Here is a 20021-nt window from a genome sequence, read left to right on the forward strand (position 1 = left end):
CGTTGCGCAGGCCGTTCGCGTTTTGGCATCCGGCGCCCGGCGAGCGTCGTCTTCGGTCTTGACAGTGGTGATGAATCTGACGGACAGTCAGAAACCTTCATCCGTACGTTGTCGGAGGCCGCCGCCGTGCATCTCGCCCCCACCGCGCGCCAGCGGCAGCTGCGCGCCGAACTCCGCTCGTACTTCCGCGAGGTGATGAAGGGCGAGGAGGCGACGGATCCGGTCGGGCAGCGAGCGTTGCTGCGGCGGATTGGCGGCGACGGAATGCTCGGCCTGGGCTGGCCCGTCGCGTACGGCGGTCAGGGGCGCGGCGCCGACGAGCAGTTCGTCTTCTTCGACGAGGCGTACCGGGCGGGTGCGCCCGTCTCGATGGTCACACTCAATACGGTCGGGCCGACCCTCATGAAGTACGGGACGCCCGAACAGAAGGACTTCTTCCTGCCGCGCATCCTGCGCGGCGAGCTCGTCTTCGCGATCGGCTACACGGAGCCGTCGGCCGGTACCGACCTCGCCTCGCTCCGTACGCGCGCCGTGCGCGTGAGCGCAGGCGAGGCCGGCGAGGGCGACCAGTGGGTGATCGACGGGCAGAAGATCTTCACCAGCAACGCCCAGAACGCCGACTGGATCTGGCTCGCCTGCCGTACGGACCCGGACGCCCCGAAGCACAAGGGCATCTCGATCGTGCTGGTGCCGACGGACGCACCGGGCTTCTCGTGGACGCCGATCGAGACGGTGGGCGGTCTGACGACGACCGCCACGTACTACGACGGCATCCGGGTGCCCGTCACGAACCTGGTCGGTGAGGAGAACGGCGGCTGGGGGCTGATCACCAACCAGCTCAACCACGAGCGGGTGGCGCTCGCCGCGATCGGCATGCAGGCCGAGGACTGCTACGACCAGGCGCTGGCGTACGCCGCGACTCCCGACCCGACGACGGGAGAACGGCCGGCGGACCGGCCGTGGGTGCGCGCGCGGCTGGCCGAGGCGCACGCACGGCTGGCGGCGGTGCGGCTCCTGAACTGGCGGCTGGTCGGCGACGTGGGGGCGGGGACGCTCGCGCCGGGTGATGCGAGTGGCGTGAAATTTATGGGAACCGAATCGGCCGTCGCGGTGTATCGAATATGTCAGGAAGTTGCGGGCGAGGCCGGACTGGTCCGCTCCGGCTCCGTGGGGGCGTTCGGGGACGGGGAGTTGGAGCGGATGAACAGGGCCGCGCAGATCAACACCTTCGGGGGCGGGGTGAGCGAGGTGCAGCGGGAGATCGTGGCGACGATGCGGCTCGGGATGCGGAGGGGGCGTCGATGAGTGCGGATGTGCATGCAGAGGTGAGCGCCGACGTGAGCGCCGACGTGAAGGCGGACGCGAGCGCGGGTGTGGACTCGGGCGCGGATCTGCTTCGGCTTCTCAAGGCGTTCGAGGGGCGGGCGGCCGCGACCTCGGGCGTCGGCAAGGACGCCGTCAACGAGCCGATGATCAGACACTGGTGCGAGGCGATGGGGGACGAGAGTCCGGCGTATTCGGGCCCGGACGCGATTGCTCCGCCGACAATGCTCCAGGCCTGGACGATGGGCGGCCTTTCCGGGCATACGGGCAGGTCGTCGGCGTACGACGAACTGTCCGCGCTGCTCGACGGCGAGGGGTACACCTCGGTGGTCGCGACCGACTGCGAGCAGGAGTACGTACGGGATCTGCGGCCGGGGGACCGGATCACCTTCGACGCAGTGATCGAGTCGGTGTCGGAGCGCAAAACCACCAAGCTGGGGACGGGACACTTCGTCACGACGCGGATGGATGTCCGTGCGGACGGCGAACTGGCGGGGACGCACCGATTCCGCATCCTCAAGTACGCGCCGGCGGGGAAAAGGCCCAAGGGCGAGCGGCCGAGGCCCGTGATCAACCGGGACAACGCCGGGTTCTGGGACGGGGTGGCCGGGCACAGGCTGCTGATACAGCGGTGCGGCGGCTGCGGGACACTGCGGTTCCCCTGGCTGCCGGGGTGCGGGGCGTGCGGGTCACCGGAGTGGGACACGGTCGAGGCGAGCGGCGCGGGGACGGTCTTCTCGTACGTCGTCATGCACCACCCCGCCTTCCCGGCCTTCGCTGCGTCTGATCATGCCGCTGACGCGGCGGGTCCCTACGCGGTCGTGCTGATCGAGCTGTCGGAGGGTGTGCGGATCATCAGCAATGTGGTCGGGGTGGCGTACGACAAGGTGCGGATCGGCATGCCCGTACAGCTGGAATTCCTGCGCGTGGACAAGGAGTTGGAGCTGCCGGTCTTTCGCCCGGCCGAGCATGGCGGAGGGGGTGAGGGCTGATGGATTTCACGCCGACGGAGGAGCAGAGAGCGGCGCAGGAGCTGGCCGCGCAGATCTTCGGGGACCTGCCGACGCATGAGCGGCTGTCCCCCAAGCTCTCGGCTCCGCTCGAGCAGGGAAGACCCCCATCACTGACGGGCACGGACGGCGAGCTGTGGAAGGCGGTCTGCGCGGCCGGGCTGATCGCGGCCGTCGAGGAGATCGGCCTGCTCGGGCTGGTGCTGCTGCTGGAGGAGCAGGGTCGGACGACGGCACAGGTGCCGTTCGCGGCGACATGTGTGTACGGGCTGCTGGCGATCGCGGCGCACGGCAGCGAGGAGCAGCGGGCGCGGCTGCTGCCCGCGATCGGCGACGGCACGACGGTCGTGACCGGAGCCTTCCCGGCCACCGGGTCGATACGGTCCGACGCGTCCGGCGCGCTGAACGGCACGGCGCCGCTCGTGCCGTGGCTGCGCGACGCCACCCATGTGCTGGTTCCGGACGCGGACCGGGCGCTGTGGCTCGTACCGACGGCGGATCCGGCGGTGACGGTCGAGCCGGTGGAGACCACCGCGCCGTGGTCGGCCGGCCGGCTCACGCTGAATGGCGCTCCCGGTGAGTGGATCGGGGACGACGCGGCCGGTGGAGTGTACGAGCACGTGCTGGCCACGAGCCGCACCGCCTTTGCCGGGCTGCAGGCGGGGGTGTGCGCCGGGTCCCTCGCGCGGGCCGTGGAACATACCTCGACGCGCGAGCAGTTCGGGCGTCCGCTCTCCACCAACCAGGGCGTGCTGCTGCGGGCGGCCGACGCGTACATGGACACCGAGGCGATACGGGTCACGGCGTACGAGGCCGCCTGGCGCCGCGACGAGGGCCTGCCCTTCGGCACGCACGCACTCACCGCGGCGTGGTGGGCGTCGGAGGCGGGGCAGCGCGTGGTGCATACCGGGCAGCATCTGCACGGGGGGATGGGAGCGGATCTGGATCACCCCGTCCATCGGCACTTTCTGTGGGGGCGGCAGCTCGACGCGTATCTGGGGAGTGGGAGTGAAGCGCTGGCCGAATTGGGGGAGTTGCTCGTCGGCGCAGATCAGGTTGATCAGGTTGATCAGGAAGATCGCGTAGAGCGAGTCGGGCAAGAGGAGGGGCCGGTATGAAGGTCGGTCATGAGCTGCCGCCGCTGGAGATTCCGATCACCCGCACGCTGATCGTCGCGGGCGCCGTCGCCTCCCGCGACTACCAGGACGTCCACCACGATGCCGAAGCCGCCCGGGAAAAGGGCTCCCCCGACATCTTCATGAACATACTGACCACCAATGGCCTGGTCGGCCGTTACATCACCGACCATTTCGGGCCCGAGTCCCGGTTGTGCGCGGTGAAGATCCGCCTCGGGGCACCCAACTACCCGGGGGACACCATGGTGTTGAGCGGCACGGTGACTGCCCTCGACGACGACGGCACGGCCGAGGTGCGGGTCGTCGGAGCAAACGGTCTTGGGCATCACGTCACCGGCAAGGTGACCGTCAAGGTCGACGTCAATGCCGCCGTCCGGGAGGGGGCCTCGTGAGCGTACGCAGAGCCGACACGCTCGGCGGGAAGGCGGCGATCGCAGGCATCGGGGCGACCGAGTTCTCGAAGGACTCCGGGCGCAGCGAGCTGAAGCTGGCCGTCGAAGCCGTGCAGGTGGCCATCGACGACGCCGGGCTCACCCCCGCCGACGTCGACGGCATGGTCACTTTCACCATGGACACCAGCCCCGAGATCACCGTGGCCCAGGCGGCCGGCATCGGCGAGCTGTCGTTCTTCTCCCGCATCCACTACGGCGGCGGCGCGGCCTGCGCCACCGTTCAGCAGGCCGCTCTCGCCGTGGCGAGCGGAGTGGCCGAGGTCGTCGTCTGCTACCGGGCGTTCAACGAGCGCTCCGGCCGCCGCTTCGGCTCGGGAGTGCAGCACCGGGAGCCCTCGGCCGAAGGCGCGGCGCTCGGCTGGGCGCTGCCGTTCGGGCTGCTCACCCCCGCCTCCTGGGTCGCCATGGCCGCCCAGCGCTATCTCCGTACGTACAACCTGACGCCCGACGCCTTCGGCCATGTCGCCGTCACCGACCGCCGCCATGCCGCCCGCAACCCGGCGGCGTACTTCTACGAGAAGCCCATCACCCTCGCCGACCATGCCGCCTCGCGCTGGATCGTCGAACCGCTGCGGCTCCTCGACTGCTGCCAGGAGACCGACGGCGGGCAGGCGATCGTCGTGACCTCCGCCGAGCGGGCCAGAGACCTGCGCCGGCCGCCGGCGGTGATCGTCGCCGCCGCACAGGGGGCCGGCCGGGGGCAGGAGCAGATGACCAGCTTCTACCGCGACGACCTGACCGGCCTGCCCGAGATGGACGTGGTCGCCCGCCAGCTCTGGCAGACGTCGGGACTGCGCCCGGCCGACATCGACGTGGGCATCCTCTATGACCACTTCACGCCCTTCGTGCTGATGCAGCTGGAGGAGTTCGGCTTCTGCGGGCCCGGCGAGGCCGCCGACTTCGTGGCGGAGGACGCTCTGCCGCTGAATACGCACGGCGGCCAGCTCGGCGAGGCGTACCTGCACGGTATGAACGGCATCGCGGAGGCGGTCAGACAGCTGCGCGGCACGTCGGTGAATCAGATACCGGGCGCGGGCCGAGCTTTGGTCACTGCAGGCACAGGCGTTCCCACGTCCGGGTTGATCCTTGGCGCGGATGGCTGAGAGCGGGGTGTGAGAGGCGTTCGGAGCGTGCGGGAGTCATTCACTCTTCTTCATGTACCAACACATCTGCCTACAAAAGCACCTGCAGAGAATCCTCGGATTCGCACTCGCCGCGGCCGCCGCGATCGGACTGCTGGCCATGCCGCAAGAGGCCGGGGCGCACGCGTCTCCGGTGCCGTACCCGCCGCCGCCGGCACCGGCATCGGGGGCGCCATCGGGGGTGGGAGCAGGATCGGCCGCCAGTCGCATCGTGATCTACCGCGGCCGGATGTTCGACACCTGCCGCGTGCCGCCCCTCGCCACCATGCGTGCCTGGCGCAAGTCTCCGTACCGGGCCGTCGGCGTGTACTACGCGGGACGCGGCCGGGCCTGCCGGAATCAGCCGCACCTCAGCAAGCGCTGGGTGGAAACCGTGAACGAGATGGGCTGGCGGGTGCTGCCGATCTTCGTCGGCTCGCAGTCGCCCTGCGTGCACGCCAGGAACAAGCGAAGGGTACGGATCGGCCGTGCGCCCTGGCGCCAGGGCAGGAAGGAGGGACGGGACGCAGTCCGCAGCGCGCGGGCGCTCGGCATGCACACCGGCAGCGCGCTCTACCTCGACGTGGAGGCGTACAACGCGGGGAACCTCCGCTGCGCCCGCACCACGCTCGACTTCGTCCGTGGCTGGAACCGCGAAGTGCGCCGGCACGACTACGTCCCCGGCTTCTACAGCAGCGCGGACTCCGGGGTGCGGCACATGGAACGCGCCCGCAAGGCGGGGGCCAAGGACCTGCCGTCGGTCATGTGGTTCGCCCGCTGGCAGACGAAGCCCTCCCTGTACGGCGAGCCCGCCCTCTCCAGGCACGCATGGGCCCCCCACCGCCGCATCCATCAGTACGCGGGCAATGTGAAGGAGAAGTACGGAGGCCGCCTCCTGAAGATCGACCGCAACAAGGCCGACGCCCCCGTAGCCCGAATCGCCCCCTGACCTGCCACAAGAGCCGTGGACACCGGTCGGCCCCCGAGACCCGACCCCGACGGAAGGCCTGACGGCCTCCACCCTCAGGAGGTGGGGGTGGCACCACCCCTACAACCTGAGGCGGACCCCGCTTCGGGACCTGGGGCCGATCCGCAGCGGTAGTACGCGAACCTAGCGTGGACCTATGACCACGCCCGTCTGCACCAGCGCTTCCAAGGCAGCGACGCCGACGCCCTATCCGTCGTTCTCCACGTACGTACGTGCCCGGGGGCCCGTACTGCTGCGCACCGCGCGCTCGCTCACCGCGAACCCGTGCGACGCGGAGGACCTGTTGCAGACGGCGCTCACCAAGACGTACGTCGCCTGGGACCGCATCGAGGACCACCGCGCCCTCGACGGCTATGTGCGCCGCGCCCTGCTCAACACCCGCACTTCGCAATGGCGCAAGCGCAAGGTCGACGAGTTCGCCACCGACGAGCTGCCCGAGCCCGACACCGCCGCCGCACCCGCCACCGACCCCGCCGAGCAGCAGGTGCTGCGCGACGCGATGTGGCGCGCGATCATGAAACTGCCGGACCGCCAGCGCGCGATGGTCGTCCTGCGCTACTACGAGGACCTGAGCGAGGCCCAGACCGCCGAGGTGCTGGGCGTATCGGTGGGCACGGTCAAGAGCGCCGTCTCGCGCGCCCTCGGCAAGCTCCGCGAGGACCCGGAACTGGCACCGGTCCGCTGATGCTCCGCGCGCCTCGCCCCGCCCGGCCCCGCATCGCCGCTGACGTTCGCCCGGCCTCGCCGCCGACGCTCCGCCCGCCCCGCCGCTGCTTTCCGCCCGCCCTCCGCTGACCCCCTCAGCGATTCGTACTCCCTGAAGTAGTGACATACCGCCTGGTACGTGCGCAGAATCAGCCCACCCTTATTACTGCCACGTAGCGCCCACCGGGAGGACGCCGTGCTGAGCACCATGCAGGACGTACCGCTGACAGTGACCCGCATCCTGAACCATGGGATGACGATTCACGGTCGGTCGCAGGTCACTACCTGGACAGGTGAGAGCGAGCCGCAGCGTCGCACCTTCGCCGAAGTCGGCGAGCGCGCGACCCGCCTCGCGAACGCTCTGCGCGACGAACTCGGCGTCGACGGCGACCAGCGCGTCGCGACGTTGATGTGGAACAACGCCGAGCACGTGGAGGCGTATTTCGCGATCCCCTCCATGGGCGCCGTGCTGCACCCCCTCAACCTGCGCCTGCCGCCCGAGCAGCTGGTCTGGATCGCCAACCACGCCGCAGACCGCGTCGTCATCGCCAACGGCTCCCTGCTGCCGCTGCTCGCGCCGCTCCTTCCGCACCTGAAGACCGTCGAGCACGTGGTCGTGTCGGGCCCCGGCGACCGCTCCCTCCTCGACGGCTGTGCGCCGCGCGTGCACGAGTACGAGGACCTGATCGCGGGCCGCCCCACCACGTACGACTGGCCGGAGCTGGACGAACGCTCCGCCGCGGCCATGTGTTACACCTCCGGCACCACCGGTGACCCCAAGGGCGTCGTCTACTCCCACCGCTCCATCTACCTGCACTCCATGCAGGTCAACATGGCCGAGTCGATGGGTCTGAACGACAAGGACACCACCCTGGTGGTCGTCCCCCAGTTCCACGTCATGGCCTGGGGCCTGCCGCACGCCACCTTCATGACCGGCATCAACATGCTCATGCCGGACCGCTTCCTCCAGCCCGCCCCGCTCGCCGAGATGATCGAGCGCGAGAAGCCGACGCACGCCGCCGCCGTCCCCACCATCTGGCAGGGCCTGCTCGCCGAAGTCACCGCCAACCCGCGCGACCTGTCCTCCATGGCGACCGTCACCATCGGCGGCGCGGCCTGCCCGCCCGCCCTCATGGAGGCGTACGACAAGCTCGGTGTACGGGTGTGCCACGCCTGGGGCATGACGGAGACCTCCCCGCTCGGCACCATGGCCCACCCGCCCGCGGGACTCACCCCCGAGGAGGAGTGGCCGTACCGCATCACCCAGGGCCGCTTCCCCGCAGGCGTCGAGGCACGCCTGGTCGGGCCGGGCGGCGAGCTGCTGGCCTGGGACGGGGAGTCGGCCGGAGAGCTGGAGGTACGCGGGGCCTGGATCGCGGGGGCCTACTACGGCGGCGCGGGCGGCGAGGACCTCAAGCCCGCCGACAAGTTCAGCGAGGACGGCTGGCTCAAGACCGGCGACATCGGCGTCATCAGCCGCGACGGATTCCTCACCCTCACCGACCGTGCGAAGGACGTCATCAAGTCCGGCGGAGAGTGGATTTCGAGCGTTGAGCTGGAGAACGCGCTGATGGCTCACCCGGACGTCGCGGAGGCGGCGGTCATCGCCGTACCGGACGCGAAGTGGAGCGAACGGCCGCTGGCCACAGTGGTGATGAAGGAGGGCGCGACGGCGGACTACGACGAGCTGAAGGCGTTCCTGGCCACCAAGATCGCCAAGTGGCAGCTCCCGGAGCGGTGGGCAGCGATCCCGGCGGTGCCGAAGACGAGCGTCGGCAAGTTCGACAAGAAGGTCCTCCGCAAGCAGTACGCGGACGGCGAGCTGGCGGTCACGGAGCTCTGAGCTCCGACTCGCGGCGACTGAACCGCTGAAGGGGCCCCGCAACGGCGCGGGGCCCCTTCAGCCTTCGAACGTGCAAATATCTCTGCTCAGTTGGTGCCGATCTTCGCGAGCAGGTCGACGATGCGGCCCTGGACCTCGTTGCTCGTCGAGCGTTCCGCGAGGAAGAGTACGGTTTCGCCCGACGCGAGCCGGGGAAGCTCCGTCTCGTCGAGCCCGGCCGAGGTGTAGACGACCAGCGGCGTGCGGTTCAACTGGCCGTTCGCGCGCAGCCAGTCCACGATTCCGGCACGTCGGCGACGTACCTGCATCAGGTCCATCACCACCAGATTCGGCCGCATCTGCGTAGCCAGCGTGACGGCCTCGGTGTCGGTCGCGGCGCGCGCGACCTGCATGCCGCGCCGCTCCAGCGTCGCCGTCAGCGCGAGCGCGATCTCCTCGTGCTCCTCGATGAGCAGTACGCGCGAGGGGTGCTGCTCGCTGTCGCGCGGCGCGAGAGCCTTCAGCAGTACGGCAGGATCCGCGCCGTACGCAGCCTCACGCGTCGCCTGCCCGAGCCCGGCCGTCACCAGGACGGGTACCTCGGCGGCGACGGCGGCCTGGCGCAGGGACTGGAGCGCCTTACGGGTGATCGGCCCGGTCAGCGGGTCTACGAACAGCGCGGCGGGGAACGCCGCGATCTGCGCGTCGACCTCCTCGCGGGAGTGCACGATCACCGGGCGGTAGCCGCGGTCGCTCAGTGCCTGCTGCGTGGAGACGTCGGGGGCCGGCCAGACCAGCAGGCGGCGCGGGTTGTCCAGCGGCTCGGGGGGCAGCTCGTCGTCGACCGGCTGCGGGTGGGGACGGTTGGCCACCTCCACGGCGCCGTTGGGGCCGTCCAGCGGCTCGGGGCCCTCGGAGCCCTCGTCAGGGGCGCCTATGGCGTACGCGCGCCCCTGCGTCGAGTCGGCCAGCAGCGGCTGCGGCGGGCCTTGGGGGTGCTGGCGCGCTGCGGCGTCGGCGGACTCGGCGCCCTCGGCCGTCCCGGCGTCGGACGGCGCGGGCTGCTCCGCTTCCGGCCGCGCGGCGGCGAGCTTACGGCGCCGGCCGGAGCCCAGGGTCTGGTTCTGCTGCTGGGCGATCTGTTGCGCGAAGGGCATGCCCTGACCGAGGGTGCGCACGCTGAAGGCGCGGCTCTGCGTCGAGTCGGCGGGCGCCGGGGGCGGGGTTGGGCCGGGTGTGGGTGTGGGCGGGGGCGTCTCTGCGGGCAGCGGCTGGGCCGGGGGCAACGGCTGTGCGGCATACGGCTGTTGGCGCCCCGGGGCGGGAGTGGCGCCTGCGGGGGCGCTGTCGCCGTCGTTTTCGTCGCTCTCGTTCACGCCTGCGGCGAAGGCCTGGGCGGGCCAGGTCTGCGTCGTACCGGTCGCGGCGGTGGTGGCCCCGCCCGGCCCCGGGCTGCCTACGGCGGACCAGCTGTGGGGCGAGGACACGACGGAGCCGCTGTCGTGGGCGTCGGGGGAGACGGCGTCAGCGGCCGACGGGGCTGCCTCGGCCCGGCTCGGGCCGTGGGCCGAAGTCCCGTTGGCCGCCCAGTCGGGCCGACCGGGCTGCTCCGGCTGTTCCAGCTGCTCCGGCTGCTGTGCGTGCAGGTCCCTGCGCGCACGGCGGCGCCCCGTCGGTGCGGCAACGGGGTGCGGCTGGGGCGGGGTGTGGTCGGCGTCCGGATCGGACCGTACGGCGTCATGGCGCCCCGGCAGCGAGGCGTCCGCCGCACCGGCCGTCGGCGGCACGCGGTCGGCGTCGGCGGGCGGCAGCGCAAAGGCGGTACGCGCGCCCTGTGGCTGTGCCTGTGCCTGTGCATTCGCAGGCACAGGCGCCTCGGGCCGCTCCTGCGCCGGAGCGAGCGCCCTGCGCGCACGCCGCCCCGCCGAAGTCTGTTGCTGCTGCTGGGATTCGCTCCCGGCAGAGGGCGCGGCAGGCAGCGCGGGAAGCGCCTCCGCACCACGCCGCGCGCGGCGCCCTGTCGCCGCGGAGTTATCGGCGGGCACACCCTGGGGCGGCACCGTCTCGCCGAGCGCCGCGCGCCCGGTGCCGTGCGCCCCCTCGGAGGCCGTCACGACGGAGCCCTCCGAGACGGCAGCGGGACCGCCAGAAGGACGGGCAGCAGGCAGAGCAGCCCGTACCTCTACGCCGCCACCACCGTCCGGCGCCCCTTCAATGGGACTGGGCCGCCCCCGCCTGCGCCCCGTACCACCAGAACCAGAGCCAGACCCGGGAACAGGGCCGGAACCGGAAACAGCCCCAGCCCCCTCCCCCGCCGCCTGAGCCGGGAGCGCGATCCGTTCCTGCTGACCGCTACCGCCCTCGCCCTCCCCGCCCCGACGCGCCCTGCGCCGCCCGGTAGGAGCCGTAGGCGCCCCCGCGTCGTCACCGCCGGCCCGCTCGCTGTCCAGGAACGCATCCGTCGAAGCCCGCCGCCCGCGCCGCCCCCCACCGTCCGTCGGCGACCCTGCCTGCGAAGGCACAGGCACAGCAGCCGCAGAAGCAGGCACAGGAGCATCACTAGGAGCAGCACCAGAAGATGGCACCGGCGCCGGATCCGGATGGGCCGTCTTGTCCTCCGCAGGCGGAGCCACCGCCCCCGCGCCCTCGCCGAGCGGCACTTCGAGTACGTACGCACTCCCGCCCATGCCCGGCACTTCGTGCGTCTGCAGCACCCCGCCGTGCGCCGACACAATGCCGCGCACGATCGGCTCGTGCACCGGGTCTCCCCCGGCGTACGGCCCGCGCACCTCGATACGTACGACCTCACCGCGCTGCGCAGCCGCGACCACGATCGTCGAGTCCATGTACCCGCCGCCGGCCGCCGCGACCGGAGCCTTGCCCGTCGAGTCGACCCCGGCCACATCCGCGACCAGGTGCGCGAGCGCCGTTGCCAATCGCCCCGCGTCCACCTCGGCCTCTATCGGCGGCGCGTGCACCGCGAACTGGGCGCGCCCGGGCCCGATCAGCTCGATCGCACCGTCCACGCCCGCCGCCACGACGCCGTCCAGCAGGACCTTCTTCTTGTCCAGCTCCTCGGTGCCCGCCGCGAGCCGCTGGAAGCTCAGGACATTGTCGACAAGGGTGGTCATACGGGCGTACCCGGCGGCCAGGTGGTGCAGGACCTGGTTCGCCTCGGGCCACAACTGCCCGGCCGGGTCCGCGGCCAGCGTCCCCAGTTCGCCCCGGAGCTCTTCGAGCGGCCCGCGCAGCGAGTCGCCGAGCACGGCGGTCAGCTGGGCATGCCGCCCGGCGATCTCCTCGTAGCGCTGGTTCTCGCGGTCGAGGACCTCGGCCTGCTTTTCGACCAGTTCGGCCTGTTTTTCTACGAGTTCGTCGTACGGGCGGCGGTCGGTGAAGGTCATCACCGCGCCGACGAGCTGGTCGCCGTCCCGCACCGGAGCGGTCGTCAGGTCGACCGCGACCGGCTTGCCGTTCTTCGCCCACAGCACCTGCCCGCGCACCCGGTGCTTGCGCCCGGACTTGAGCGTGTCCGCGAGCGGCGAGTCGTCGTACGCGAACGGCGTCCCGTCGGCGCGCGTATGGATCGCGAGGGGGTGCAGCTCCTTGCCGCCGAGATCGCTCGCCCGGTAACCGAGTATCTGCGCGGCGGCCGGATTGACCAGAACGACCCGACCGTCCGTATCGGTCCCGACGACGCCTTCGGACGCGGCCCGCAGGATCATCTCGGTCTGCCGCTGCGAACGGGCCAGCTCGGCCTCGGTGTCGACGGTCCCCGACAGGTCTCGTACGACCAGCATGAGCAGCTCGTCGCCGGTGAAGCCGGGACGGTCGCTGTGGGACGCGTACGCGTCGCGGCCGTCCTCCAGGTTCGCGCTGGTCACCTCGACGGGCAACTCCGACCCGTCGGTGCGTCGCGCGACCATCCGGGTCGGCTTCGTACGCCCCTGATCGTCCTCGCCGTCCGCGCGGCGCATGGACCCAGGAATCAGCTTGGAGTCGAACGTCGGCAACAGGTCGAGCAGTCCGCGCCCGACAAGGCCGGTGCCCGGCGACTCGAACATTTCCAGTGCGATGGTGTTGGCATTGACGACGGTGCCGTTGCAATTGACGAGCAACAGCCCGTCAGGGAGTGCGTCGAGTATCGCTGCGAGGCGAGCAGCGCCTCGGGATGGCCTGCTGCTCACGACGACGGTTCCTCCCTGAACTACTGCACCTTGCCGACAGGCTGCCCCATTTTGCCCCTCGGGCCGCGCGCTGTCACTGGAGGGAGTCTAAAGGCAGGCGGCGGGAGCGGGGCGGTGGTGAGGGGGAGCTCTCACCAAGGTTGTGTGCGCTCGGACGCACAATGCGCCGGGCGGCGTACACGCTGACCAGGCAGGAGCTCCCCGCCCAGCGGCCGCGGCAGCTAGGAACGGGCGGTCGGAAGTACCGGCTCCATCCCCGTCCAGCGGGAGGTTTCGCAGCCGTCGCCGCGGTTGAAAGTCGCGTCGACGTTCCGCCCCCGCCATGTCCCGGTGATGTGTGCGGTGGCGGGCCCGCCGTGCTGCTGGGTGCACATCTGGCCTTCCGGCACGGCCGCGAAGGGGTCCTTGCCCTGGCCGGTCAGCTCGTCGAGACGGTCACAGGCCGCCTGCGCCGCGGGGTGTGTGCCGCCCGTGGGCCCGCACTTCAGTTCGTACGTCCCGTTCGCGGCCGGATTGCCCGTCTTGGACGTCGTCACCGTGAGCTGTGACTGCTTGTTGTCCGCCGGGTCGTCCGTGCCCTTGAGCAGCGGCAGGTCCTGAAGCAGTGCGAGGTCCTGAAGCACCGGCAGCGGGACGGGGGAGGCCGCGGCGGTAGCGGCGGGGGTGGCACCGGACAGCACGGCGACGGACGCGGCGGCGGTGAAAGCGAAGCGACGCAGCATGGGAGCTCCTGGGACGTCCTGGGTGAAAAGGGGCGCGATGCCCTGCCTCTTTAACGCGCTGAGCCGCCCGGCGTTGCGCAACGGGCCTAAGACTTTGCCCTCCCACCCGCCTGCCTAGTACCGTGGTCAGCGATTGGTGGCACCCCGCAAGGCTGTGTCATCATCTGCACGCACCCACTCGCGCAGGCGAGAGTGTGCTGGAGGCGTCGCCTAGTCCGGTCTATGGCGCCGCACTGCTAATGCGGTTTGGGTTTTAAAGCCCATCGAGGGTTCAAATCCCTCCGCCTCCGCGCGTGATCACCGAAGCCCCGGTCCCAGGACCGGGGCTTCGGTCGTTCAGGGCTCTTCCGCACCTTGCTCAGGGGGCGCCCAGATGGTCGTTTTCGCAGCTCAGCAGCGGTCTGGGTAATGGATTTCGCGTGACGGCGCAGGTCATGTAATGTTGTTCTCGCAACGCCGACGGGGCAGAAAAAGCCCCGGACGCCAAGCACTCGTAGCTTAACGGATAGAGCATCTGACTACGGATCAGAAGGTTGCAGGTTCGAATCCTGCCGAGTGCACAACAAGCCAGAGGCCCGGTCGAGAAATCGATCGGGCCTCTGGCTTTTGACGTTGCGGGCGCTTTATCCCTGCGATCCGCACGCGGGGTGTGCATCACGTACCGCATTCGCACGGACGCGGTACGTGATGCACAGGTGTTCCTACTCGCCGTACCGCTTGGCCGACTCGTCTTCCTGCGCGAGGCGTCGCAGTGCGAGCAGTGCGGGCTCCAGGAGCACGGTCAGCAGTACGGCCCGCTCGGCCTGTTCCAGCGGGTCCGCGCCGGCGTCCAGTTGGTCCAGGTCCAGCGCGGCTGTACGTTCCGCGAGCGCCGCGTAGGGGATGAGGGAGTGCCAGTCGTAATCCATACCGAGCGAACGCAGAGTCTCCAGGGTCTCGGCGACGACGGCTTTGGCCGGGGCTCCCTCGGAAACCTCCCAGCCCATTTCGGCGAGCAGCGCGTCCGCGTCGGTGGCGTTCCCGCCGCTGCTGTCGGTGTCGGTGTCGGTGTCCGTGGCCGGTCTGGCGCCCAGGACCAGGCCGAGCACCTGGTGGGTGTCCGCCTCGTGCTCGGACACGGCGCTCAGTACCTCTCTGGTCGTGCTGACCGACAGCCCTCGGACACCGATGAGGGCGCGGATCAGCCGGAGGCGGCGTACGTGCGGCTCTCCGTACTCCGCCTGGGTGGCCGATGTCGGCCGGCCAGGGGGCAGGAGGCCCTCGCGGAGGTAGTGCTTGATCGTCGTGATCGGCACCCCGCTGCGGCGGCTCAGCTCGGAAATCCGCATCTTTTCTCGCTCCCGGTATGGCAATTAGAGAGTGACACTCTCTAATATAGACAGTGTCACTCTCTATTAAAGAAGGCGAGAAGTGCGATGCCGACACTGCCCTGGGTCACTCCGAACCCCGCTCCACCGCACGCGCAGGCCGTCGTCATGGCCTCCCGCTTCGAGGTGCGGTCCCTCATGGACGTACCCCGGTTCTGCTGGAAGTCGCTGGCCGCGTGGGGGCAGGTTCGGTCGGCGCCGGGGGCGTTCGGTGCTTCCCTCATCGCCCAGCCGGCGAAGCGCGTCTTCTACACGCTGTCCGCGTGGGAGAGCCGGGAGGCTCTGTACGCGTACGCGAGGGCCGAGCCGCATCGCAGCATCATGACCGGGCTGCGCGCGACGATGCGCAGCTCGACGTTCACGTTCTGGGAAGTGCCGGTCGAACAGCTGCCGATCGGGTGGGACGACGCCAAGCATCGGCTTGAGGAGCAGGCGCGGATCGACGCTGCTGCGGCCTGACGTCGTCGCGGAGTCCGGGTCACATGCCGGGCTCGCGTTGTCAGAGGCGGGAGTTAGCCTCCGAATATGAACTGGCTGTGTGGTGGGCTGAAGTGGGGGACGGGCCGGCCCGGGCTGGTCTGGTACGAGGCGGGTGGGCGGGCCGAGCGGGTCAGCTCGCTGGCTTACGGAGCCGGGGTCGCGTTCCGGGTGGGGGACGGAGAGCGGTTGTGCGTCGGCGCGCGGCGGGGCGGGTGTCCGCTGCGGGCCACCGTGCCGGGGCGGAGCAGCGGAGGGCAGTGCCCGGAGTGCGCGCGGCTCGACCGGGCGCGTTCGGTGGCGGCGGACACGATGGCCGACGATCCCCGTCCGTATGCCGTCTATCTGGCGTGGTTCGGCCCCCGGATGGTCAAGGTCGGGATCACCCGGGAGGAGCGCGGGGCGGCGCGGCTGTTGGAGCAGGGGGCCGTGGCGTTCACCTGGCTGGGGCGGGGACCGCTGATGGCGGCGCGGCGGACGGAGGAGCTGGTGCGTACCGCGCTGGGGGTGCCCGACCGGATTCCGTACAAGGAGAAGCGGGCGGTGCGGCATGCGTTGCCGGGGATGGAGGAGCGGGCGGGGGAGCTTGAGGGGCTGCACCGGCGGGCCGTTGCGCTGGAGGGGTGGGCGGAGGCGCTGGAGCGGGCGGCGTGCGAGGTCGTCGACCATGCCGGGGTGTTCGGGCTGGCGGGCCTGCGGCCGATGAGCGGGGTGGTTGCGGAGCTCGTCTCCGGTGGCTGTGTCGCGGGGCGGCTGGTGGCTGCTGCCGGGCCCGATCTGCACCTGGAGACGGAGACGGAGGAGGAGGGGCGCGGTGGGGTGGTCGTGCTGGATACGCGGCTGATGAGCGGGTGGGAGCTGAGACGGGCCGACGCCGCGGTGGGCGTGAGCGTTCCGGTGCGGGAGGTGGGGCCGGAGGTGGTGCAGGGCGGGCTCTTCTGAGGCCGAAGTCTGAGGCCGAGGTCCGAGGCCGAGGCCGATGGTCAAGACTTGGATCCCTTCCGGATCCCGTATGGCAATGAGTGTGGACAGCGCAAAGCCGCAGGCCGGAGGGTGGGGCGCATGGACATACGACCTGTCGCAGCGCATGAACCTCCCTACTACACCGTGGTGTTCACCTCGGTCCTGACGGAAAACCCCGAGAGGTACGGCGAGACAGCCGCGCGGATGAATGAGCTCGTGAAGGATGTGCCCGGGTTCCTGGGGTACGAGTCGGCCCGGGCGCCGGGCGGGCTCGGGATCACCGTCGGGTACTTCCGGGACGAGGAAGCGATCGCGGCATGGCAGCGGAACCTGGAGCACCAGGCGGCGCAGAAGCAGGGGCGTGCCGAGTGGTACCAGAGGTACTCCGTTCATGTCGCCAAGGTGGAGCGGAGTTACGGCTTTGAGCGAGGCTGAGGACGTACGACGGTTCTGGGGGCGGCTCGGCCTGCCGGGGCTCGTCGACGTACACACGCACTTCATGCCGGAGCGGGTGCTCCAGAAGGTCTGGGAGTACTTCGATGCGGTGGGGCCGCTCACCGGGATGGAGTGGCCGATCACGTATCGGCACGAGGAGGAGCAACGGGTGGCGCTGTTGCGGGAGTTCGGGGTCACGGCCTTCACCTCGATGCTCTATCCGCACAAGGCGGGGATGGCCGCCTGGCTCAACGGCTGGGCGGCGGATTTCGCGGCCCGGACCCCCGACTGCCTGCATACGGCGACGCTCTTTCCGGAGGAGGGGGTGGAGGCGTATGTCCGGGATGCTGTGGAAAGCGGTGCGCGCGTCTTCAAGTCGCACCTACAGGTCGGGGCGTACGACGCGAACGACGCGTTGCTCGACCCCGTGTGGGGACTCCTGGCCGAGGCCGGGATTCCGGTGGTGATGCACTGCGGCTCCGGGCCAGCGCCCGGCAAGCACACCGGTCCCGAACCGGTTGGCCGGCTGTTGGCCCGGCACCCACGGCTGAGGCTCGTAGTGGCCCATATGGGTATGCCGGAGTACGCCGATTTCCTTGAGCTGGCCGAGCGGTACGGGGAGGTCCGGCTCGACACGACCATGGCCTTCACCGACTTCTCCGAGCGCTTCACACCCTTCCCCAGGGGTGAGCTCAGGAGGCTGGCGGATCTGGGGGACCGGATCCTGCTCGGCACGGACTTCCCCAATATTCCGTACGAGTACGGGCACCAGCTTGAGGCACTGGAACTGCTCGGGCTGGGCGACGACTGGCTGCGGGCGGTCTGTTACGGGAACGCGGCGCGGCTCTTCGGGCTGAGTCAGAAGGGCTAGAAGGAGGAGGGTTCGGCCGTTCCGGGTTTCTCAGGAGATTCACAGGAACCGGAAAGGTCGCTCTCAGGGGCCCGGCCCAGGCTGTGCCTATGCGTACCGAAATGCTCAGACCCGGCGGCACCCCTGTGCGGGTGCTCGTGGTGGACGACGAGGCGCCGCTGGCCGAGCTGCTGTCGATGGCGCTGCGATACGAGGGCTGGGAAGTCCGCAGCGCCGGTGACGGGGCGGGGGCCGTGCGCTCGGCGCGCGACTTCCGCCCCGATGCCGTCGTACTGGACGTGATGCTGCCGGACATGGACGGGCTCGCTGTCCTCGGGCGGCTGCGCTGCGAGCTGCCCGACGTACCCGTGCTGTTCCTGACGGCCAAGGACTCGGTCGAGGACCGGATCGCCGGGCTCACGGCGGGTGGCGACGACTACGTGACCAAGCCGTTCAGCCTGGAGGAGGTCGTCGCGCGGCTGCGCGGGCTGATCCGCCGGTCGGGGACGGCTGCCGCGGCCGTACGGAGTGAATCGTTGCTGGCGGTCGGGGACTTGACGCTGGACGAGGACAGTCACGAGGTCGCCCGCGGTGGGGAGGAGATCCACCTCACCGCGACCGAATTCGAGCTGCTGCGCTTCCTCATGCGCAATCCGCGGCGGGTGCTCAGCAAGGCGCAGATTCTCGACCGGGTCTGGAACTACGACTTCGGGGGCCAGGCCAACGTCGTCGAGCTCTACATCTCGTATCTGAGAAGGAAGATCGACGCGGGTCGGCCGCCGATGATCCACACCCGGCGCGGGGCGGGTTACCTGATCAGACCGGGTGGGTGAGTGGTGTCTCTGCGCACCCGTCTGGTCGTGTCCGCGGTCGCGCTGATCGCGGTCGTCGCGGCGGTGATCGGTACGGTCACGACAATCGCGCTGCGCGAGTATCTGGAGGGTCAGCTCGACGGCCAGCTGACGACGGCCGTGGAGCGGACCCAGCGCGGGCCCGAGGGCGAGACCGAGCCCGACCAGTGGCTGAAGTTCGTGGCCGCGCCCGGGCAGCCGCTGGGGACCGTCGGCGGGCGTATGGGCGCGGACGGGGCGATCGGGTCCGGCGCCAAGAACGTCGAGGCGGAGGGAGTGTGGCCCGAGGCGCACACGGATCCGCTGGACGAGGCGCAGGTACGGGCGCTGGACTCGGTCGAGCGGGACGGCGAGCCGCACACGGTGACCCTGCCCGGGCTCGGTGACTACCGGGTCGCTTCGACGCCCGACGGCGTTGTGGTGCTGGGCTTTCCGCTCGGCGAAGTACAGGGCACGGTCCGCACGCTGATCGTCGTCGAGGTGTGTGTCACCGCGGCCGGGCTGCTCGCGGCCGGGCTCGCGGGCAACGCCATCGTGGGTGTCGCGCTGCGCCCGCTGCGGCGGATTGCCGCGACCGCGACGCGGGTCTCCGAACTGCCGCTGCACAGCGGCGAAGTGGCGCTGCACGAGCGGGTGCCTGGTGCGCAGGCGGATGCGCGGACCGAGATCGGACAGGTCGGAGCCGCGCTCAACCGGATGCTGGGGCATGTCGGTTCGGCGCTGGCGGCGCGACAGGAGAGCGAGACGCGGGTACGCCAATTCGTGGCGGACGCGAGCCATGAACTGCGCACGCCGCTGGCTTCGATCCGTGGGTACGCCGAACTGACCCGGCGTGGGCGCGAGTCCCCCGGGCCCGACACCCGGCACGCTCTCGCGCGGATCGAGTCGGAGGCGACGCGGATGACCGGGCTGGTGGAGGACCTGCTGCTGCTTGCGCGGCTCGACGCCGGACGCCCGCTCTCGTACGAGAGCACTGATCTCTCGCCGCTGGTGGTGGACGCGGTGAGCGATGCGCGGGTGGCCGGCCGCGAGCACGTGTGGCGGCTGGAGCTCCCGGACGACCCGGCCGTCGTACGCGGCGACCCCTCCCGCCTGCACCAGGTCCTGGTCAACCTGCTCGGCAACGCCCGCACGCACACACCGCCGGGCACGACCGTCACCGCATGCGTGCGGCGCGAGGGGGCCGGGTGGGTGGTGCTGGAGGTACGCGACGACGGCCCCGGCATCGCGCCGGAACTGCTGCCGTACGTCTTCGAACGCTTCGCGCGGGGCGACGCGTCGCGGGCGCGGCCGGCCAGGCGGGCGGGGATGGGGGCGGGGACGGGGACGGAGCCGCCGGCGGGGGCCGGTTCGACGGGGCTCGGACTCGCCATCGTGCAGGCGGTGGTGGGCGCGCACGGGGGCGGAGTGACGGTGGAGAGCGCGCCGGGCCGGACGGTGTTCGCGGTGCGGCTGCCTTCGACGGGTGCGCGTGTCGGGGATGCGGATCTCTCCCACACGGCCGCCCGTTGAACGGGGCCTGACCTGCGCCCCTGAGTCGGTCAGGCGTGGTGGGGCGAAGGCCGGCCCCCCACCCCACCACTCACAGGCCGCTCATTAGAGGACCATCCCT

At 70.7% G+C, this 20021-nt stretch carries 17 protein-coding genes and 2 tRNA genes; 16 read left to right on the forward strand and 3 right to left on the reverse strand.

The annotated features are described in order from the left end of the window. The first annotated feature begins 126 nt into the window (after positions 1-126). From J7I98_RS28725 to J7I98_RS28760, 8 genes are all read left to right on the forward strand, one after another. On the forward strand, positions 127-1305 hold the full coding sequence (locus J7I98_RS28725) for an acyl-CoA dehydrogenase family protein (protein ID WP_214927963.1): 1179 nt from the start codon (positions 127-129) through the stop codon (positions 1303-1305). After that, positions 1302-2315, forward strand: a complete 1014-nt coding sequence (locus J7I98_RS28730) for a bifunctional MaoC family dehydratase N-terminal/OB-fold nucleic acid binding domain-containing protein (protein WP_214927947.1) — start codon at positions 1302-1304, stop codon at positions 2313-2315. Before J7I98_RS28725 ends, J7I98_RS28730 begins: the two co-directional genes overlap by 4 nt. Beyond that, positions 2315-3451 (forward strand): acyl-CoA dehydrogenase family protein, encoded by a 1137-nt coding sequence (locus J7I98_RS28735; RefSeq protein ID WP_214927948.1) that lies wholly within the window; start codon positions 2315-2317, stop codon positions 3449-3451. Before J7I98_RS28730 ends, J7I98_RS28735 begins: the two co-directional genes overlap by 1 nt. Beyond that, positions 3448-3861, forward strand: a complete 414-nt coding sequence (locus tag J7I98_RS28740; RefSeq protein ID WP_214927949.1) for a MaoC family dehydratase — start codon at positions 3448-3450, stop codon at positions 3859-3861. Before J7I98_RS28735 ends, J7I98_RS28740 begins: the two co-directional genes overlap by 4 nt. Beyond that, positions 3858-5024 carry a lipid-transfer protein gene (locus J7I98_RS28745; protein ID WP_214927950.1) on the forward strand — a complete coding sequence of 389 codons (1167 nt, stop codon included), beginning with the start codon at positions 3858-3860 and terminating at the stop codon, positions 5022-5024. The genes J7I98_RS28740 and J7I98_RS28745 overlap by 4 nt, the downstream gene beginning before the upstream one ends. A gap of 52 nt (positions 5025-5076) precedes the next feature. After that, the gene (locus J7I98_RS28750; RefSeq protein WP_251021338.1) at positions 5077-5991 is read left to right on the forward strand and encodes a DUF1906 domain-containing protein; all 915 of its coding nucleotides are present in this window, start codon (positions 5077-5079) and stop codon (positions 5989-5991) included. A gap of 175 nt (positions 5992-6166) precedes the next feature. Then, positions 6167-6715: a SigE family RNA polymerase sigma factor gene (locus J7I98_RS28755; RefSeq protein ID WP_214927951.1), complete on the forward strand. Its 549-nt coding sequence runs from the start codon at positions 6167-6169 to the stop codon at positions 6713-6715. Positions 6716-6931: 216 nt separating this feature from the next. Next, positions 6932-8578: a long-chain fatty acid--CoA ligase gene (locus tag J7I98_RS28760; RefSeq protein ID WP_214927952.1), complete on the forward strand. Its 1647-nt coding sequence runs from the start codon at positions 6932-6934 to the stop codon at positions 8576-8578. Between the two features lie 86 nt (positions 8579-8664). On the opposite strand, the gene J7I98_RS28765 is transcribed toward J7I98_RS28760, so the two are convergent. Both J7I98_RS28765 and J7I98_RS28770 read right to left on the reverse strand, forming a co-directional pair. Next, positions 8665-12744 carry a PAS domain-containing protein gene (locus J7I98_RS28765; protein WP_214927953.1) on the reverse strand — a complete coding sequence of 1360 codons (4080 nt, stop codon included), beginning with the start codon at positions 12742-12744 and terminating at the stop codon, positions 8665-8667. A 221-nt stretch (positions 12745-12965) separates the two neighbouring features. Next, positions 12966-13466 carry an SSI family serine proteinase inhibitor gene (locus J7I98_RS28770; protein WP_214927954.1) on the reverse strand — a complete coding sequence of 167 codons (501 nt, stop codon included), beginning with the start codon at positions 13464-13466 and terminating at the stop codon, positions 12966-12968. A gap of 199 nt (positions 13467-13665) precedes the next feature. Between J7I98_RS28770 and J7I98_RS28775 the strand changes: the two genes are divergently transcribed. Next, positions 13666-13756, forward strand: a tRNA-Ser gene (locus tag J7I98_RS28775). Between the two features lie 197 nt (positions 13757-13953). After that, positions 13954-14026: transfer RNA gene (locus tag J7I98_RS28780), tRNA-Arg, on the forward strand. A 141-nt stretch (positions 14027-14167) separates the two neighbouring features. On the opposite strand, the gene J7I98_RS28785 is transcribed toward J7I98_RS28780, so the two are convergent. Continuing rightward, positions 14168-14794 (reverse strand): MerR family transcriptional regulator, encoded by a 627-nt coding sequence (locus J7I98_RS28785; protein ID WP_214927955.1) that lies wholly within the window; start codon positions 14792-14794, stop codon positions 14168-14170. A gap of 87 nt (positions 14795-14881) precedes the next feature. On the opposite strand from J7I98_RS28785, the gene J7I98_RS28790 reads away from it, so the two are divergent. From J7I98_RS28790 to J7I98_RS28815, 6 genes are all read left to right on the forward strand, one after another. Next, complete coding sequence (locus J7I98_RS28790; RefSeq protein ID WP_214927956.1) at positions 14882-15292, forward strand: DUF3291 domain-containing protein; 411 nt, start codon at positions 14882-14884, stop codon at positions 15290-15292. Between the two features lie 66 nt (positions 15293-15358). Next, positions 15359-16252 (forward strand): DUF2797 domain-containing protein, encoded by an 894-nt coding sequence (locus J7I98_RS28795; protein WP_214927957.1) that lies wholly within the window; start codon positions 15359-15361, stop codon positions 16250-16252. Between the two features lie 120 nt (positions 16253-16372). Then, on the forward strand, positions 16373-16708 hold the full coding sequence (locus J7I98_RS28800; RefSeq protein ID WP_214927958.1) for an antibiotic biosynthesis monooxygenase: 336 nt from the start codon (positions 16373-16375) through the stop codon (positions 16706-16708). Next, positions 16665-17579, forward strand: coding sequence for an amidohydrolase family protein (locus tag J7I98_RS28805; protein WP_214927959.1), 915 nt, complete (start codon positions 16665-16667; stop codon positions 17577-17579). Before J7I98_RS28800 ends, J7I98_RS28805 begins: the two co-directional genes overlap by 44 nt. An 89-nt stretch (positions 17580-17668) precedes the next feature. Then, the gene (locus J7I98_RS28810) at positions 17669-18391 is read left to right on the forward strand and encodes a response regulator transcription factor (protein WP_285438097.1); all 723 of its coding nucleotides are present in this window, start codon (positions 17669-17671) and stop codon (positions 18389-18391) included. Between the two features lie 3 nt (positions 18392-18394). After that, complete coding sequence (locus J7I98_RS28815; RefSeq protein WP_308377978.1) at positions 18395-19921, forward strand: HAMP domain-containing sensor histidine kinase; 1527 nt, start codon at positions 18395-18397, stop codon at positions 19919-19921. Positions 19922-20021 lie beyond the last annotated feature (100 nt).

It is taken from the genome of Streptomyces sp. ISL-98, from assembly GCF_018614055.1.
In the GTDB taxonomy this organism is placed as follows: domain Bacteria; phylum Actinomycetota; class Actinomycetes; order Streptomycetales; family Streptomycetaceae; genus Streptomyces; species Streptomyces spiramyceticus.

Excerpts from the sequence above, each read along its gene's own strand:
- J7I98_RS28730 (WP_214927947.1), top strand. The coding sequence starts at position 1,302 with ATGAGTGCGGATGTGCATGCAGAGGTGAGCGCCGACGTGAGCGCCGAC.
- J7I98_RS28735 (WP_214927948.1), top strand. The coding sequence starts at position 2,315 with ATGGATTTCACGCCGACGGAGGAGCAGAGAGCGGCGCAGGAGCTGGCC.
- J7I98_RS28740 (WP_214927949.1), top strand. The coding sequence starts at position 3,448 with ATGAAGGTCGGTCATGAGCTGCCGCCGCTGGAGATTCCGATCACCCGC.
- J7I98_RS28750 (WP_251021338.1), top strand. The coding sequence starts at position 5,077 with ATGTACCAACACATCTGCCTACAAAAGCACCTGCAGAGAATCCTCGGA.
- J7I98_RS28755 (WP_214927951.1), top strand. The coding sequence starts at position 6,167 with ATGACCACGCCCGTCTGCACCAGCGCTTCCAAGGCAGCGACGCCGACG.
- J7I98_RS28770 (WP_214927954.1), bottom strand. The coding sequence starts at position 13,466 with ATGCTGCGTCGCTTCGCTTTCACCGCCGCCGCGTCCGTCGCCGTGCTG.
- J7I98_RS28785 (WP_214927955.1), bottom strand. The coding sequence starts at position 14,794 with ATGCGGATTTCCGAGCTGAGCCGCCGCAGCGGGGTGCCGATCACGACG.
- J7I98_RS28790 (WP_214927956.1), top strand. The coding sequence starts at position 14,882 with ATGCCGACACTGCCCTGGGTCACTCCGAACCCCGCTCCACCGCACGCG.
- J7I98_RS28795 (WP_214927957.1), top strand. The coding sequence starts at position 15,359 with ATGAACTGGCTGTGTGGTGGGCTGAAGTGGGGGACGGGCCGGCCCGGG.
- J7I98_RS28800 (WP_214927958.1), top strand. The coding sequence starts at position 16,373 with ATGGACATACGACCTGTCGCAGCGCATGAACCTCCCTACTACACCGTG.
- J7I98_RS28805 (WP_214927959.1), top strand. The coding sequence starts at position 16,665 with ATGTCGCCAAGGTGGAGCGGAGTTACGGCTTTGAGCGAGGCTGAGGAC.
- J7I98_RS28810 (WP_285438097.1), top strand. The coding sequence starts at position 17,669 with ATGCGTACCGAAATGCTCAGACCCGGCGGCACCCCTGTGCGGGTGCTC.